Annotated in this window: 16 protein-coding genes, 2 tRNA genes and 2 pseudogenes; 8 read left to right on the top strand and 12 right to left on the bottom strand. The window is 66.6% G+C overall.

What is annotated here, in order from left to right; translation table 11 throughout:
- Positions 1 to 57 precede the first annotated feature (57 nt).
- The 3 genes from Q0937_RS14125 to Q0937_RS14115 all read left to right on the top strand — a co-directional run bounded on the left by Q0937_RS14125 (position 58) and on the right by Q0937_RS14115 (position 3,509).
- Positions 58 to 630 carry a recombinase family protein gene (locus tag Q0937_RS14125; RefSeq protein ID WP_299304815.1) on the top strand — a complete coding sequence of 191 codons (573 nt, stop codon included), beginning with the start codon at positions 58 to 60 and terminating at the stop codon, positions 628 to 630.
- A gap of 227 nt (positions 631 to 857) precedes the next feature.
- On the top strand, positions 858 to 2,159 hold the full coding sequence (locus Q0937_RS14120; RefSeq protein WP_299304812.1) for an FRG domain-containing protein: 1,302 nt from the start codon (positions 858 to 860) through the stop codon (positions 2,157 to 2,159).
- A 160-nt stretch (positions 2,160 to 2,319) separates the two neighbouring features.
- A protein-coding gene (locus tag Q0937_RS14115; protein ID WP_299304809.1) for an IS3 family transposase occupies positions 2,320 to 3,509 on the top strand; the annotation gives its coding sequence in 2 pieces (ribosomal slippage) (positions 2,320 to 2,604 and positions 2,607 to 3,509; 1,188 coding nt in all).
- Positions 3,510 to 4,655: 1,146 nt separating this feature from the next.
- Here the strand turns inward: Q0937_RS14115 and Q0937_RS14110 are convergent.
- From Q0937_RS14110 to Q0937_RS14085, 6 genes and pseudogenes are all read right to left on the bottom strand, one after another.
- The gene (locus tag Q0937_RS14110) at positions 4,656 to 5,210 is read right to left on the bottom strand and encodes a hypothetical protein (RefSeq protein WP_299304806.1); all 555 of its coding nucleotides are present in this window, start codon (positions 5,208 to 5,210) and stop codon (positions 4,656 to 4,658) included.
- Entirely contained in the window at positions 5,207 to 5,884 is a 678-nt protein-coding gene (locus tag Q0937_RS14105; protein WP_299304803.1) for a hypothetical protein, read from the bottom strand. The genes Q0937_RS14110 and Q0937_RS14105 overlap by 4 nt, the downstream gene beginning before the upstream one ends.
- Positions 5,881 to 6,180 carry a hypothetical protein gene (locus Q0937_RS14100; protein ID WP_299304800.1) on the bottom strand — a complete coding sequence of 100 codons (300 nt, stop codon included), beginning with the start codon at positions 6,178 to 6,180 and terminating at the stop codon, positions 5,881 to 5,883. Before Q0937_RS14100 ends, Q0937_RS14105 begins: the two co-directional genes overlap by 4 nt.
- A 68-nt stretch (positions 6,181 to 6,248) precedes the next feature.
- Positions 6,249 to 6,779, bottom strand: a complete 531-nt coding sequence (locus Q0937_RS14095; protein ID WP_299304797.1) for a hypothetical protein — start codon at positions 6,777 to 6,779, stop codon at positions 6,249 to 6,251.
- 15 nt (positions 6,780 to 6,794) lie between these two features.
- Positions 6,795 to 7,646, bottom strand: a complete 852-nt coding sequence (locus Q0937_RS14090; protein ID WP_299304794.1) for an ImmA/IrrE family metallo-endopeptidase — start codon at positions 7,644 to 7,646, stop codon at positions 6,795 to 6,797.
- A 291-nt stretch (positions 7,647 to 7,937) separates the two neighbouring features.
- A pseudogene (locus Q0937_RS14085) lies at positions 7,938 to 8,372 on the bottom strand (TraM recognition domain-containing protein); the annotation flags it as partial.
- Between Q0937_RS14085 and Q0937_RS18035 the strand changes: the two are divergent.
- Positions 8,367 to 8,507, top strand: a pseudogene (locus tag Q0937_RS18035) (helix-turn-helix domain-containing protein); the annotation flags it as partial. The pseudogenes Q0937_RS14085 and Q0937_RS18035 sit on opposite strands and share 6 nt — an antisense overlap.
- 74 nt (positions 8,508 to 8,581) lie before the next feature.
- Here Q0937_RS18035 and Q0937_RS14080 read toward each other — a convergent pair.
- Positions 8,582 to 8,655: transfer RNA gene (locus Q0937_RS14080), tRNA-Lys, on the bottom strand.
- Between the two features lie 227 nt (positions 8,656 to 8,882).
- Here Q0937_RS14080 and Q0937_RS14075 point away from each other — a divergent pair.
- Positions 8,883 to 9,779 (top strand): NAD(P)-dependent oxidoreductase, encoded by an 897-nt coding sequence (locus Q0937_RS14075; protein ID WP_299304792.1) that lies wholly within the window; start codon positions 8,883 to 8,885, stop codon positions 9,777 to 9,779.
- A gap of 88 nt (positions 9,780 to 9,867) precedes the next feature.
- Here Q0937_RS14075 and Q0937_RS14070 read toward each other — a convergent pair whose 3' ends face one another.
- Together Q0937_RS14070 and Q0937_RS14065 are read right to left on the bottom strand one after the other, a co-directional pair.
- The gene (locus tag Q0937_RS14070) at positions 9,868 to 10,452 is read right to left on the bottom strand and encodes a sugar O-acetyltransferase (RefSeq protein ID WP_299304789.1); all 585 of its coding nucleotides are present in this window, start codon (positions 10,450 to 10,452) and stop codon (positions 9,868 to 9,870) included.
- Between the two features lie 76 nt (positions 10,453 to 10,528).
- Positions 10,529 to 10,993 (bottom strand): GNAT family N-acetyltransferase, encoded by a 465-nt coding sequence (locus Q0937_RS14065; protein ID WP_299304787.1) that lies wholly within the window; start codon positions 10,991 to 10,993, stop codon positions 10,529 to 10,531.
- 48 nt (positions 10,994 to 11,041) lie between these two features.
- Between Q0937_RS14065 and Q0937_RS14060 the strand changes: the two genes are divergently transcribed.
- Positions 11,042 to 11,458, top strand: coding sequence for a YchJ family protein (locus tag Q0937_RS14060; RefSeq protein WP_299304784.1), 417 nt, complete (start codon positions 11,042 to 11,044; stop codon positions 11,456 to 11,458).
- A 171-nt stretch (positions 11,459 to 11,629) separates the two neighbouring features.
- Here the strand turns inward: Q0937_RS14060 and Q0937_RS14055 are convergent, their stop codons facing one another.
- Positions 11,630 to 12,025 (bottom strand): hypothetical protein, encoded by a 396-nt coding sequence (locus tag Q0937_RS14055; RefSeq protein WP_299304780.1) that lies wholly within the window; start codon positions 12,023 to 12,025, stop codon positions 11,630 to 11,632.
- Between the two features lie 67 nt (positions 12,026 to 12,092).
- Positions 12,093 to 12,848 carry an SDR family oxidoreductase gene (locus tag Q0937_RS14050; protein ID WP_299304777.1) on the bottom strand — a complete coding sequence of 252 codons (756 nt, stop codon included), beginning with the start codon at positions 12,846 to 12,848 and terminating at the stop codon, positions 12,093 to 12,095.
- An 81-nt stretch (positions 12,849 to 12,929) separates the two neighbouring features.
- Between Q0937_RS14050 and Q0937_RS14045 the strand changes: the two genes are divergently transcribed.
- Both Q0937_RS14045 and Q0937_RS14040 read left to right on the top strand, forming a co-directional pair.
- Positions 12,930 to 13,011 (top strand) — tRNA-Leu (locus Q0937_RS14045).
- A 548-nt stretch (positions 13,012 to 13,559) separates the two neighbouring features.
- Positions 13,560 to 14,057 carry a hypothetical protein gene (locus Q0937_RS14040; RefSeq protein WP_299304775.1) on the top strand — a complete coding sequence of 166 codons (498 nt, stop codon included), beginning with the start codon at positions 13,560 to 13,562 and terminating at the stop codon, positions 14,055 to 14,057.
- Between the two features lie 57 nt (positions 14,058 to 14,114).
- On the opposite strand, the gene Q0937_RS14035 is transcribed toward Q0937_RS14040, so the two are convergent.
- A complete protein-coding gene (locus Q0937_RS14035; RefSeq protein WP_299304773.1) occupies positions 14,115 to 14,387 on the bottom strand; it encodes a hypothetical protein in 273 nt (90 codons plus the stop codon).
- Positions 14,388 to 14,597 lie beyond the last annotated feature (210 nt).

The raw sequence follows: 14,597 nt of genomic DNA, 5'->3' as shown, positions 1-14,597 counted from the left end.
GCGATACCCGTACGGTGACAGGGACGGTGAGGGGAGGGTAATTGCAACAATGGGGACATGCATGTCGGCTACGCGCGCGTCTCGACTCTCGAGCAAGATCTCTCCGCCCACCGAGAGGCGCTCGAGCGCCTCGGAGTCGAGGGCAAAAACATCTACTTCGACCACGGCCTGACCGGAACGACCCGCGCCCGGCCCGGGCTCCGCGAGGCACTGGCCGCGACCCGGGACGGCGACACCCTGGTGGTCACCAAGCTCGACCGGCTGGCCCGCTCACTCCTCGATGCGAGGGACATCGCCGACGAACTCACCATCAAGGGAGTGGCGCTCAGTCTCGGCGACAGCGTCTACGGCCCCAACGACGCCGTGGGCCGGCTACTCTTCAACGTGCTCGGCATGGTGGCCGAGTTCGAGGCGGATCTCATCCGCCTGCGCACCCGCGAGGGTATGGCCATCGCCAGATCCAAGGGCAAGCTCAAAGGCAAGAAGCCCAAGCTCTCGCCCTCTCAGCGCAAGCACCTACTGACCTTGCACACGGCTGGCGAGCACACCCAGGCCGAGCTCGCCGAGCTGTTCAACGTCTCCCGCACCACCATCTACCGCGAGCTGCGCCGCACCACGACCACCTCCTGACCGCCCATGCCCCGCCACTGAGCGAGCACAGAACCGCGCCACTGAGCCATCACATCCGCAACTGGACTCCATGGAACAGGCGCGATGCACTGGCGAAGGGTGTCGTTTTTGGGTATACCCCTACGAAACGTTCCGACAGTCGCGTTCCTGCGCCGCCGTCGGGCGTTAGACGCCCTCACATGTAGGAGTGTCCTAGACCCAGAGCGCCCGCACCCTAAGATTCACCCATGGCAACAGACGACGCGGTCGGCGAAGAAGACGACGAGCCCAGGCGCCCTCTCAACCCGTGGGCCGCCTCCCAGATGGGCTTTGGCAGGCTGATTCCCCCCAACCTCGACCTCATTAAGAACCCAGCGCTGCAGCAGCTACTGGGAAACGCATCGATGCAGGCGTACTTCCCAGACGTACTGGCAGGGGTCCGTCGGGAATCCCTTTTCCCCAATGTGTCCGAGATTCTCGCCGCGAACCGCCAGACTCTGCTGGAACAGATGCAGCCCAACACCGGCGCACTCTTGCAGTCCGTGTTGACCGACAGCGCGATCCGCTCCTGGCAGGAGCAGCCCCGCACGGCCGCGCGCAAGCAGTGGACGGCTCGGAAGTTCCTCACCGCCAACTCCCTCGAGGTCTCCTCCGTCCAGCAGTTCACCAGAGCCCTGGCAAAGATGTCACCGCGGCACTCCGAGCACGAACTGGTCTGGCGCGGTCAAGGCAACGCCGACTGGCCCGTTCGATCGACCCTCTCTCGGGCGGTCGCTCTGCGCAACGACACCGACGTTGCCACCGAGGACGAGCTCGTCGAAGCAGAGGCCGACATCCTCGCCTCCGCTCAGAAGTGGGGTTTGAACCCCGCCGAGCTCGCATCCGCACCACTGCACGCCCTTGCCGAACTGCAACACGTCGGTGCCCCCACCCGACTCCTCGATGTCACCCTCGACCCCGAGATCGCCGCCTGGTTCGCTGTCGAAAACGACGAGCTCGACCACGACGGCCTCCTCATCGCTTGGGGTCAGCACCCGCGAGTCCGTAACGGTGTCCTCAAGCTCCAGTCCACCAACGAAGTCCTCGCACTCGCAGGCGGCCATCTACCCTGGCTCGACTGGGACGACGAAGACCGCCGGGACGCAAGCTGGGGCACCGGGGAGCGAACCCATGTCTGGTTCCCGACCACACCCAACAAGAGGATGCTCGTCCAACGCGGCGGCTTCATGATCGAGTCCGGCCCAATGCTCCTGGAACCAATCCGCCAGACCATCAACAGCGAGCTGACTAACAGTACCGAGGAACACCACGACTGGCGCCGCAGCGAACTCGAGCGGGCGACATCCGTCATCGGCCTGCCCTCTCCAATCGGCCGCAAGACCAAGCCCACCGATCCGGCACTGGTACCGATCTTCACGATCCTCATCAAGGCTGGAGCCAAAGCCGACATCCGCGAGCACCTGCGCACCCATGGACTGGAGGCCCGCGCGATGTACCCGGACCTATCCGGACTAGTCACCGACGTGCAGCGGAACTACCCGACCAGCTGAGAGCGGCATACCGCTGCCTTCGCACCGGCATCGAAAGCGTCATGACCAACTACAACTAGGGCTACCAACAGACCCAGATCGCCGACGAGGTGGGACTGCCGCATCGATAGGTGACATCTGATCTGGCTTGCCCACTGGGCGGCCTGGAAGGATGTGCACCATGCCCGCTCCCTACCCCCAGGAGTTCCGCGAGGACGTCGTGCGAGTCGCCCGGTCCCGCGAGGACGGCGTCACCATCGCGCAGATCGCGAAGGACTTCGGCGTCCACGAGATGACGCTCCACAAATGGATCCGCCAAGCAGACGTCGACGACGGCAATCGCCCCGGGAAGACCCGCGAGGACTCAACGGAACTACGCGAGCTACGCCGCCGGAACCGGCTGCTGGAGCAGGAGAACGAGGTCCTGCGTCGTGCTGCCGCCTACCTGTCCCAGGCGAACCTGCCGGGAAAAGGTGGTACCCGCTCGTGAGCGAGCTCGCCGCTGACAACATTCCCGTCGCGGTGTCCCTGCGGGTCTTGAAGCTCTCCCGTCAGCCCTACTATCGCTGGCGGCACCAGCAGGTCACCACAGCCGAGCTGACCGAGGCCTACCGAGCAAACGCACTGTTGGACGCCCACCTCGACGACCCCGAGTTCGGCTACCGGTTCCTCGTCAGTGAAGCCGCAGAGTCCGGCGAGGTGATGTGTGAGCGGACGGCGTGGAGGATCTGCCGGGACAACAAGTGGTGGTCCGTGTTCGGAAAGAAGCGAGGCAAGAACGGGAAGCGCCCTGGACCGCCGGTCCATGACGACCTTGTGAAGCGGGACTTCTCCGCCGATGACGTCAACGAGCTGTGGCTGGCCGACATTCCCCCGCAAGCGGGAGGTGCCCCCTCCGAGCACTGGACCGACGAGGGCAAGTTCTATCTCTGCGCGATCAAGGATGTGTTCTCCGGCCGGATCGTGGGCTACTCGATGAGCGGCCGGATGAAGGCTTGTCTCGCGGTGAAGGCCCTGGACAACGCGGTATCTCGACGCCGTGACGCCGCCGGTTGCATCGTGCATTCGGATAGAGGCTCTCAGTTCCGGTCACGGAAGTTCGTGCACGCCCTGAACCGTCACCACCTCATCGGATCCATGGGCCAGGTCGGTGCTGCCGGTGATAACGCCGCCATGGTGTCCTTCTTCGCGCTGCTACAGAAGAACGTCCTGGACCGTAAGCGTTGGCGGACCCGAGAAGAGCTCCGAATCGCAATCATCACCTGGATCGAAAGGACGTATCACCGACACCGCCGACAGGCCCGTCTGGGCCGATTGACCCCCATCGAATACGAGACCATCATGAACCCGGCCGTGAGCCTCGCGGCCTGACACCCCCAACTGTCACCTAAATGTGCGGCAGTCCCTTAGCGACCCGGCATTCTGGACACGCGTGTGCGAGACTGTGCCTAAGTAGCCACAGTGAGATTACCTGAAGGCAAGGAGCGGCAGGTGTGCACAGGAGTTCGGCACGATTGGCCCGCATTTGGCATCGTTGATGGGCAGGCCCCGTCATGCCACTAAATGGCGAAGATCAGAGCAAAACAAATTCCGCGCAGATCGCCGATGAAACTTCCGGGCGTCTGCCCTCTCGGGCCGGTCGGTGGAATCGACGAACCGTCGGATCAGGCCGCCAAAACCGTACTTTTGTCGGCCGCCCTTCGCGTTCAGGGCATTCCCGTAGGGGCCGTAGCGAAGAATCAATAAAGGCACCCAGCGCCAATACCCCTCACCAGGTGAACGCGGCACAATGGAAGCTACAAATGACAATTGTGTCCGTCGGGGCTGTCGCATCGCTCGTGGCCGCCGGACTTAGCGGCTACGCAACCCTGAGAGTTGCCGACATAGAGTCGGAGATGACCCAAAGATCAGAAAGGATCGAGGCGTACTCAGAATTGGTGGCGGCTTCAGAATCGTATTTGTCATTCTATAGTCAGCTCCCCTTTTGCGTGCGCAGCCAGGCAAACAATCTTAGGGCGCCCTCACCGGAGGCTTTTGAGGCGCGAAACGAGGTTACGGTAGCCGCTACCCGAGCATACCTGGTGGGATCTACTGCGGGCGCGCAGTCTGCCGGCGAAGTGGACCGGCAGGTGGGAATACTCCACGATTCTCTCCACAGGTATGTTGGTGCGGAATACGAAGGATTGCTTTGCATCTACGAACCAAGAGCGGGGTTTCCCTATTCTCTTAATCATGGTCCCGACACAAAGCAAGCCGAGATTGCCGTCAGTGCTTTCCTGGCCGCAGCCCGTGTAGATATTGACCATGTCTAGTGATTCGACGACGTCAGATCGCGGTCCTTCTAATAGCGAGCGTGAGCAGTTTCATCATCGAGACACCCCTTCGCCCTCCCCCCGCACCGACGCGCCAATCTCGTACTCAGCATTTACACCCTGATTGTCGAATAGCCTTAAAGGGCCGGGGCGACCACTCCGGCCCTTCTCTGCACTCTCAACGAACTACCGCCCGTCGGTTCCCTCAGCGCTCCTTGCTGAAATCGACAAACACCACATTCAAAGGACCGCCCGTGCGGCCCTTGTTGAGGTGATTCTGGACCGCCATTTCCACGCGGGAATCAGCAGCCGCCGCGTATTCGCTGGACTCGCCTTCCTCCGCGATCGACCGAGCCCAATCCTGGAGCCTGTCGGCACGATGCTCGGTCGGCGCGCACCGCAGCGCCCCGGTGATCGAGGCCAGCTCTGCGCGCCCCCACGCCCAGTACCGCTGCCAGTCGATCGAGCCGGTGCCCGGCTGCATCTCGTGGTAGAGCGTGTCGTACCCATCGCGCAGCGCCCCGAGCAGCTGCACCTGCCCGGGGTGCTGCTCCCAGCAGGGCAGGACCACGGAAGCCGGCAGAGCCCACTCCGTGACGATCTGCGCGACCCACAGGCGCAGCCGGCCGATCTCCTCGCCCCACTCGTGGATCGACGGCCCCATCCAATCCACGGGCGTCGGCAGCTCGGCCACCTCCGGCTCGTCGGTCTGCTCGATCTCCAGTTCCAGGTCCGCGAAGTCGTCTTCGTGGTCACTCATCCCAACACCCACCTTTCGTACGTCTGCCACGACGGAGCCTCACCCAGCGGAGCCCCCACCGTGACCAATTCCGGTCTCTTCCTCACTGCTTGGACAAGCCGCTCCACCACGACGGCATGCGCTGGGAACCGCGCCCCGAGCGCATCGACCTCCGGCACCGGGGAGGTGTCGGCCGCGATCGTCAGATACGCCCGCACCACCGCTTCGTCATCCAGCGAGCCCGCAACGGCGCGGGCCGCTCGGTGGGCGCCGGCCTGCTCCAGCAGCCGCGGCAGTTCCTCGCTGACCTCGGGAGCCTCAATCTGCTCGACGTGAGCGCGCAGCAGCCGGCGCAGCAACGCCGACAGCGCGGCCTGGTTCACCGCGCCCCCGTCCTCGAGGACCCCCATCACGCTCTCCAGCCGCCACGCGTCCACGTCGCGCACCATCAGGGACCGCCACCGCTCTTCGACAGCCACCACGCGCTGTACGAAGGGGTACACCTTCTCCAGGTGGTTGAAGTTGGCGCGAGCGGTCAGCTCACGGTGCCGCTGGCCCCAGCGGGTGCCGGGAACCTCCAGCCATGACTCCGCATCCGGCAGGTCGCGGGCGGTGTGCAGGGCGTGGAACGGCACGGCAGGACGGCCCTGGTCCTCGACCAGACCCGCCCCCTCGCGCATCCACCATCGCGTCATGCTCGCCGCCGTTCGTGCTCCTCGCGCGCCAGACGCAGCAGTCGCCGCATCACCGCCTCGTAGCCTAAGTGCCCCCAACGACCAGCGTCATAGGCCCGGTGCAGTTGTTCATGGTGGGGACGGCACAGCGCCACCATGTCGCCGTGCCGCTCCTGCTCCATCCGGCCATAGGTCAGGTGGTGCAGGTCGTCCCAGTCCTCGCTGCCGCAAACGGCGCAGCACACCGGCCTCCCGGTGCGCTGCTCCTCATCCTCGACCCAGCGGCGCCGGCGGATATGCCACGCCGCCGAAGCCATGTACTCGGCGTACTGGCGTCGGCGGCGTGCACGCTGCTGGCCCAGGACGGCGTGAGCCCGGACCCTCCTCATCGGCTCAGACGCGGCCCGGTCGAGCGCAGCGACGCCGCCGGGTCCTCATCCCGGATCCCCGCCGGCACCTGTCGCGCCATCCGCTCTGCGTTGCGCTCACGCACCGTCGCGGCCGGCGCTTGGGCCGGCGCGCGATCGGCGGGTGTGCGCCCAGCCGCTGCTTCGGACTGCTCCAGCCCATCGAGGACCGCGGCGCGTGCGCCTCGCAGCGTGGGGCCGTTGACCGCCAGCAGGTCCGCGGTCTGCCGCAGTGAGAGCCGCTGCCCCGCGGAGTCATGCTGGAGGATCGACGGCCCATCGTCGCGGCCCAGCGACACCACCACCTCGTCGGCGGTGTCCGGTAGTCCCTCCCGGCCCAGGACCACCCGCGGCGGCTCGTCGATCAGCATCGCCCGGCGCACCTCCAGGCCGGTGCTGAATCCGGTCTCGCGCTCCCACTGCTGTGTCCATGCCTGCCAGCGTGCGTCGAAAGCGCGCCGCTGGGCGCGCTCGAGCTCCTCGGGGTCTCGGTCGGTTGGTGTGCTCATCGCTGCCTGCCTTCCTCATCGTCGGGCGCGCAGCGTCGGCCGCGGCCCGTCCTCCACCGGCGACTCCTCGCGGATCTTCGCCGGGGCCTGCGCCTCCATGCGCAGAGCGTTCCGTACGCGCCGCTGCTCAGGGCTCGGCGCGTTCGTTCCTTCGGGCTTGGGCGGTGCCCCGGTCCCGAGGTCCCCGCCCACCGGCATCCGGTCGATGGTGCCGTTGACCGCCTTCATCACCCGATCGGCAGCGCTGACGGTCATCTCGGCGGTGCGGCTGGGATCGGCGTGGTTCTGCCCGAACGTCCAGCCGGCGGCGTAGGCGTCCGACGAGGCCGAGGTGTCCATGCCGTGCAGCCCGGCGATGACGTGAGCGAACGTCTCCGCCTCGAATTCCATCTGCCCCCGGTGGGCCGAGCTGTTGAGCATGTCGGAGCCGGCCGCTGGGGAGTGCAGTTTGATGTGCCCCAGTTCGTGCAGCAGCGTGGCGACCTGTTCGTTCTCGGCGCGGCTCGCCTCGAAGGTCACCACCTTGGAGCGGAAGTCGGTGGAGCCTTCCGCGCCGGTCTGCCCGTTGGCGGTGCCCGAGAGGGTGTAGCCCTCGGCCGCGATCTCGGCTTCCACGGCCTCGCGCAGCCCCTCCGGGACGAGGCCGGGGGCCAGCGGCTCCCACGCCGGCAGCGCCGGCATCTCCGGCCCGTCCGTCTGAGAGATGTCGAAGACGGTCGCGGGCTTGACCCCGACCATCTTGGACTCGACTCGCTCCCCCGGGTTGGGCTTCTCGCGCGGTGCGAGCCGCCGCCACGAGTTCGCGTCCTGGGGCGTGGCCGAGGCGAACTTCGCGGTGACCGGCGAGGATCTGATAGCTCTTCTCACCCTTGCGGACCTGCCGGCCCATCTCCTGAAACTGCTTGTATCCAGCGATCATGCTGGGCCGTTCCGGGCGCTGCGCCGGGTCGTCCTGGGCCTGGCAGCGCGCCTCCCACTGCTGATAGGTCAGCATCGCGTTCCGCGGGGAGCGGGACCGGAACTGTGCCACGAACACCACGAGCTCGCGGGCCTCAGTACCGGTGGCGATCGCGGCCACGCGATCGGCCATGGACTCGGTCGGCTGCGCGACCTTCTGGGCTCGCTCAGCGAGGTACTCCTCGCGCGATTGCTTCGGCATCACTGCTCACCCTTCGGGGTCTCGGTGTTCGTCTCGGTCGATCCCGGCACTACCCCCGCAGCCACCGAACGAGAGTCCCCCTGCTCCCGATCCTTCTTCTTCGCGTAGCGGCGGAAGGCCGGCTCCAGCTCCACCACGACGAGGTGCTTGGTCGCTTCCACGACGCAGGCCAGACCGCGACGCATCGTCTCGATCTGGCTCTTCTCCAACACGTTCTCCTCGCGCTCGGAGTAGGACCGACCCGGCTGGTCACCCCGTCGATTGGTGCTCACCGACTCCTGCACGATGGTCCGCGTCCCAGCGATCCGGGACAGGGCACTGAGCACCGAGACATCGACCACGCCACCGAGCACGAACCGCTGCGTGGACGCCTCCCACAGCGCACGAGCGCCGGCCGCGCCGTAGCGCAGCTCGGCCTGGGCGAGGGATTGGAAGCCTTGAAAAACACGGAGCTAGCTCCCGAGCTAGGCATCCACCGGGCTTCCGTGTTCGCGAAGCTCAAGGGCGAGACGTCATGGAAGGCGAGCGAGGTGGCGACGTTGGCCCGGTACTTCGACGTACCGGTCGGCAACCTGTTCGACGGCCTCGGTGTGTTCGGAGATGCGAAGAGGCCCCACCTGGAAGGTGGGGCCTCTCTCACCGGTGCGTCATCAGGGATTCGAACCCCGGACCCGCTGATTAAGAGTCAGCTGCTCTAACCAACTGAGCTAATGACGCGAACAGAAAAGAACTTTACCTCCATGTCGCCGCACGTCCAACTCGAGAGGCCATGGTGTGAGCGAGCGAACAACGTCGCCCCGAGAGAACGCAGAGGCAGCCAGCGGATCCCTCGTTCCACCAGGACCCCGACGGCACGGGGACCAGCCACAATCCCCTAGACTCGATCTTCACAGGAAGCTCGGCGCGCGAGGGCCCCAGCAGGTCGCTCGCCAGAGGAGGTCAGAGTGCGGATCGCGATCACCGGTGCCACAGGTGTGCTCGGCCAGGAGGCCGTGGAGGCGCTGGTCGCCGCCGGTCATGAGGTCACCGGCATCACCCGCCGCGATTCCGGAATCCCGATCATCGAGGGCCGTGGCGGCAGCGCCATCGTCGCCGATGTGTTCGACGTCGGAGATCTGACCCGCGCCTTCCGTGGCCATGACGTCGTGATCAACACGCTCGCGCACGTCCCGGTCGGCATGTCGGGGCTGCGACCCCTCGCCTGGCGTGAGGACGACCGCCTCCACCTCGAGGCCTCCGTCGCGATCGCGAAAGCTGCCGCCCAGGCCGGAGCACGGCGCCTGATCCAGGAGTCCACGATCTTCCTGTACCCGGACCACGGTGCGGAGTGGATCAGCGAAGACCTCGCGCTCAGCGTCCGCAACCAGGCGTTCCGGCCCCGCGTGAAGGAGATGCGCGCAGCGGTGGACTTCGCGACCTCGGGTCGCAGCGCCGTGATCCTGCGCCTGGGGCAGCTCTTCGGCCGGGACCAGCACACCACCCACGCGCTGAAGGCGACCCGCGCCGGCGATCCGATCCTGCTGGGCAAGCCGGATCACTACGTCACCCTCCTGCACCATTCCGATGCCGGGCGCGCCTTCGTCGCCGCTCTGCGCGCCAACAGCGGCTTCTACAACGTCGGCGGCGAGCCGATCACCAAGAAGCGCTGGGCGAAGGACCTCTCGACCGAGGCCGGGACCGAGAACCCCGCGAAGTTCTACCCGGAGATCACGCAGGCGATCGTGGGCACCCGGCTCGACGTGCAGCGCCGCTCCCTGCGGGTCTCCTCGGTGCGATTCATGTCCGAGACCGGGTGGCGGCCCACCGTCGGGCCCTCCACCCCGGGCTGGTCCCGGCGCTGAGCCCGGTCGGTGTGCCGAGCCCTGTCGGTGCGCTGAGTCCTACCGGTGCGCCGAGCCCAGCCGCGGCGCGGAGCCTCCGCGCCACCGTTCAGAGCTCGCGGATCACCCGCGCCGGATTCCCGACCGCGAGGCTGCGCGGGGGCACATCTTTCGTGACCACGCTGCCTGCGCCGATCACCGCTCCGTCGCCGATGCTCACGCCGGGCAGCACGGTCACTCCCCCACCGATCCAGACGTCATCGCCGATGGTGATCGGCTCTGCGGCCTCCCAGCCCTGACGGCGCGGCTCGAGCTCGAGCGGATGGATCGGGGTGAGCAGCTGGATGTTCGGGCCCAGCTGACAGTTCTTCCCGATCCTGATCTCGACCACATCGAGGGCGGTGAGCTGGAAGTTCACGAACGTTCCCGCACCGATGTGCAGCTGGGTGCCGTAGTCCACCCGCAGCGGGGCCCGCACATGTGCTCCCTCCCCGATGCTGCCCAGCAGCCCGCGCAGGATCTCCTGGGCGGTCTCGGGATCTGCGACGTATTCATCGGCGAAGCGCTCGGTCTCGACCAGTGCGTGGCGGAAGGCCCGCTGGATCTCCGGGTCGTCGGCGATGTACCAGTCTCCCGCGACCATCTTCTCCCAGGACCTGCGGGGATCGTTCTCATCGATGTGGAAGCTCTTCATGGTGACGAGCCTAGGTGGCGTGCCCGGTGGTTCGCACCCCGGGCTCTGGAGTGGACCGCAAGGCAGGACCGCCACGTCACCGCGGCAGCCGCATCCCCAGGCTCGGCGCCGAGTCGACGAAGCCCAGGGAGCGATACAGACTCTGCCCGGGCGGATCGGCGAGGAGGGTGATGTAGGGGTGCGGCGGAGCGGCCTGATCGATCCGCGCGATCAGCTGCTCCATCACGACACGTCCCAGCCCGCGGCGCTGATGGGCGGGGGCGGTGGCGATGTCCGCGAGGTGGAAGTACCAGGTGCCGTCCCCGACCACGCGCCCCATCGCGGCGAGGGCGCCGTCCGCGGTGCGGACCGAGACCCAGGCCCAGCTGGCGCTGAGGGCACCGGCGGCCTGCGCCGGGGTGCGGAGGCTCAGGCCGGAGGCGCGGCGCAGCTGCACGTACTCCGCGTTCGTGGGCGGCTCCTCGAGCAGCCGGTAGCCGGCGGGCAGCGACGTCGGGGCGAGACGCTCCTCGGCGCCGGGGGACGAAGGGTTCTCAGGCATGGACCGATCCTGTCATCCCTGCTCGGCGAAGAGCGGGATACTCGAGGGATGAGCACGCCCTCCACTCCCCCGCCCGACAGCTCCCGATGCCCCTGCGGGAGCGGCGACACCTTCGGTGACTGCTGCGGACCGGTGCTGAGGCAGGACCGTCGTGCCGGCACCGCGGCCGCGCTGATGCGCTCGCGCTACACCGCCTTCGCGCTGCGCGATCTCGAGCATCTGCTGCGCTCCTGGCATGCGCGCACCCGACCCTCGCGGGAGGAGCTCGCGCAGTCTCTCGACCAGGAGCTGCGCTGGCTGCGGCTGGACGTGCTCGCCACGCACGAGGGCGGGCCGTTCGACGACGTCGGCACCGTGGAGTTCGTGGCGATCTCGAAAGGGCCGCAGGGGCGTCAGGAGCAGCACGAGGTCTCACGCTTCGTGCGGGAGGGTGGCAGCTGGTACTACCTCGACGGCGAGGTCTGAGCCGGCGGTCGCCCGCCAACTCCGCCGCTCTCGCTGCGGCGTGCGCACCGCCGAGCGGTCGCCGGGCGGCGCGGAGCTCCGTCCCACCGACGCGGCAGACGACGCAGTCGGCGCCGGTCGCCTTCGCGACCGGCGCCGATCAGTGCACGGGGCTGAGCGCCCGCGCGAGGGTCAGTCCTTCGCGGCGCGGGCCTTCTCCTTGGCCTTCTGCTTCGCGGCCTTCGCCTTCTCGATCTCGTGATCCTTCCGGGCCTTCTCGCCCGCCTTCTGCGCGGCCTTCGCTGACCTGTCGTCGCCACCGGAGAGCACGATCGCCGCAGCGATGCCTGCACCGATGAGGACCACGCCGATGACGCCGCCTGCGATCGCTACCGGGAGCGTTGCAGGGGACTTCCCGTCACCGGCCGCGGAAAAACCCTTCACCGCACCGGTGATCTCGTTCTTCCAGCGCGTGGCCGCGTTCTTCGGGTTCACGCGATTGATCAGCTCGTCGATGTCGGATGCGAGATTGTCCTGCCGGCGATATGCCTCATCGCGCATCTCGTCCAGGTTCTTCTTCTTGGCCACCACTGCCTCCGGGGTCGTCAGGGTCTGCTGTGCAGATCGTATCGTGGTCGAGACGTCGCAGGCGCCGTCAGCCCCTGGTGCGGGCCAGGAAGTCGTCGGCGCCGCCGACCAGCTCGATGTGCCCGGTCTCGACGTCCGCGCTCGCCATCTTCGCGATCTCCGCGGCGAACTCCTCGACGGAATAGAGCTTCCCGGCCGCCTCGCGGCGCGCCTCGAGAGCTCCGGGACGCGCTCGGTCCAGCAAGGTCGCGGTGACGGTGCCCTCGATCATGTCGGCGGAGACGACCACGAAGGAGACGCCCTTCTCGCGCATCTCCGGCAACCGCTCGGTCAGTGCGGTCTCACCCGCCCGCTTGGACTTCGCGACCTGCTCGTATTCGGGCATGGTCTCGACCTCGTCGATGAAGTGCGCCTGGTGGCTGGTCACGAAGACCACCCGGCCTCCCTCGGGGAGGTGCTCGAGCCCGGCGGTGAGCGCGGCGGACTGGGCGTCACGGTTCAGCCGCATCGCGTAGTCCTCGCCGAGGTCCTTCTCCATCCCGCCGGAGGCGTTCAGGACCAGCAGGTCCAAGCCGCCGAAGGTGTCCACAGCGGTCTGCATCAGGGTGCGCAGGCCCTCGGCCTCGGTGAGATCCGCGCCGACGGCGACCGCCTTCCCGCCGGCGGCTTCGATCTCGGCCACCACCTTGTGGGCGCGCGGTGCCTTCTGGCGGTAGTTGATGACGACGTTCGCACCGTCGGCGGCGAGCAGCTTCGCGGTGGCAGCGCCGACTCCTCGTGACGAACCGGTGACGACGGCGGTCTTGCCTGCGAGGGCGCTCATGGATGCTCCTGGGATGTCGAGGTCTGGAAGACCATCCGAGCCTACCGGAGCATCCCCGAGGGACCGTTAGGCTGGGTCCGCGCGCGAGTGGCGGAATTGGCAGACGCGCTGGATTTAGGTTCCAGTGCCCCAGGGCGTGAGGGTTCGAGTCCCTTCTCGCGCACGCAAACTTTTTCCCGTGACCAGCAACGACGCTGACCTCGGGGCGGGCATGAGTAGGACTTGAGCACGAAATGGGCACCGTGACCCCTCGAGTAGGCCTGTCACACCCCTCCCCCAGACTCAGCGCCCATGAGTATCGAACTGATCCGCACCCGCCACGGCTGGGCCCACCCCGAACCCGGGCCCTGCAGGTGTGGCGAGACCGGGGCGTGGGTGTCGTTCCAGTTCTGCCGCTGCGCCGGCGCTTCTGGTGGCGGGCATATCTCGTGGCGATGCCGGGCTTGCGATGAGGTGCGAACCCTGGGGTGCGCCGGGCGGATCGAGGTGCCGAACGAGTACGGGGGTCGGGCGAGGCACAACGCCAATGGTCAGAAGTGACACCAGTGCGGATGCGAGTTGGTGACGTGAGATTGCATCCTGTGGCATGGATGAGACCTATCCTGGACGAGCGACGCGAACGGCGCGTCTCGACTTCTCGGCCTGCCTTTCGGGCGAGCAGCTTGTGTGTCACTTTCACACTTCATGGATCGCCGGGAAGGGAGTGCAGCAGTGCCCGAAGGCGTAGTTGTCGCTGTCATCGGTCTCGTCGGAGTGTTCCTCGGCGCAATGGTCAGCGCGGCCACAGCGGCGCTCAACCTGCGGATGAGCTCCAAGACGAAGGCTGCCGAGCTTCGACAGAAGAGTTTTGAGATCTGGGCGGTCAAGCGATTCGATGTGCACTCGCAACTGATCGGCGAGTTGGAGTCCGCGCTGCAGGACACCCAGAGCAGAAGCCCGAGCTGGATGACAATAGACGAGCACTTGCGATGGAGCCGCCGAGCTCGTCTGATCATCGCTGATCTGCGACTACTCTCTTCGGATGATGTGTCTCACGCCGCTGACCTGGCAGTCTCCGAAATGGAGTTGGCGATGCATCTTGGTCTCAGCGCTAGGGAGCAGGTCGACGAGGAGTTTGGGCACGTACTGAGCGTTGCTCGGTCTCGCCGTGATGACTACGTAGGTGCTGCTCGCGCCGAAGCCAAGTCGGGACCTGACACCACGTCGTGAGATAGCGAAACCGCCCCCACCCTCCTTCGGGAGGGTAGGGGCGGTTGCTCTGCAGAACTACTTGTCGAGTTCGTACCAGTGGACGGTGCGGATGACCACGTCCAGGTCATCGCCCGAGTTTCCGGTGCACTTCTTGGAGCCTGCGACCGCGGAAACGTGGTACCGCGGGGAGCTTGACGCACCACTGTCGAGGACTCGGACTGCAACTTCCTGATGTCCGTGAGTCGAGCTCGCTCGGTACATCGTGAACTGCTCAACGCGCCACGCTTCGCCTGACTTCGAAGCATCTTTGAGCGCCGCGATGACGGCTCTGGTGTCGTTAATATCCATGCGCCGAATGTAGTGCAAGAAACATGCCTCTTCGGCATTTCCGCTACCGTCGGCGGGCTTTAAAGTCGGCAGCAGCGCACTCTTGCGCGCACCATCTGGCCGACGTGGGATCGCTGTACTGCGCGGTGCAGTGGGTGGTGTCAAAGCGTGGAAGCAACATGGGGCTCGCCGGCAAGTAGTCGGGCGAAGGATTCTGTCGGTGTCAGGAAG

The sequence above is a fragment of the uncultured Brachybacterium sp. genome, assembly GCF_947500705.1.
Lineage (GTDB): Bacteria > Actinomycetota > Actinomycetes > Actinomycetales > Dermabacteraceae > Brachybacterium.
This window is presented reverse-complemented; position numbering and strand designations above follow the sequence as displayed.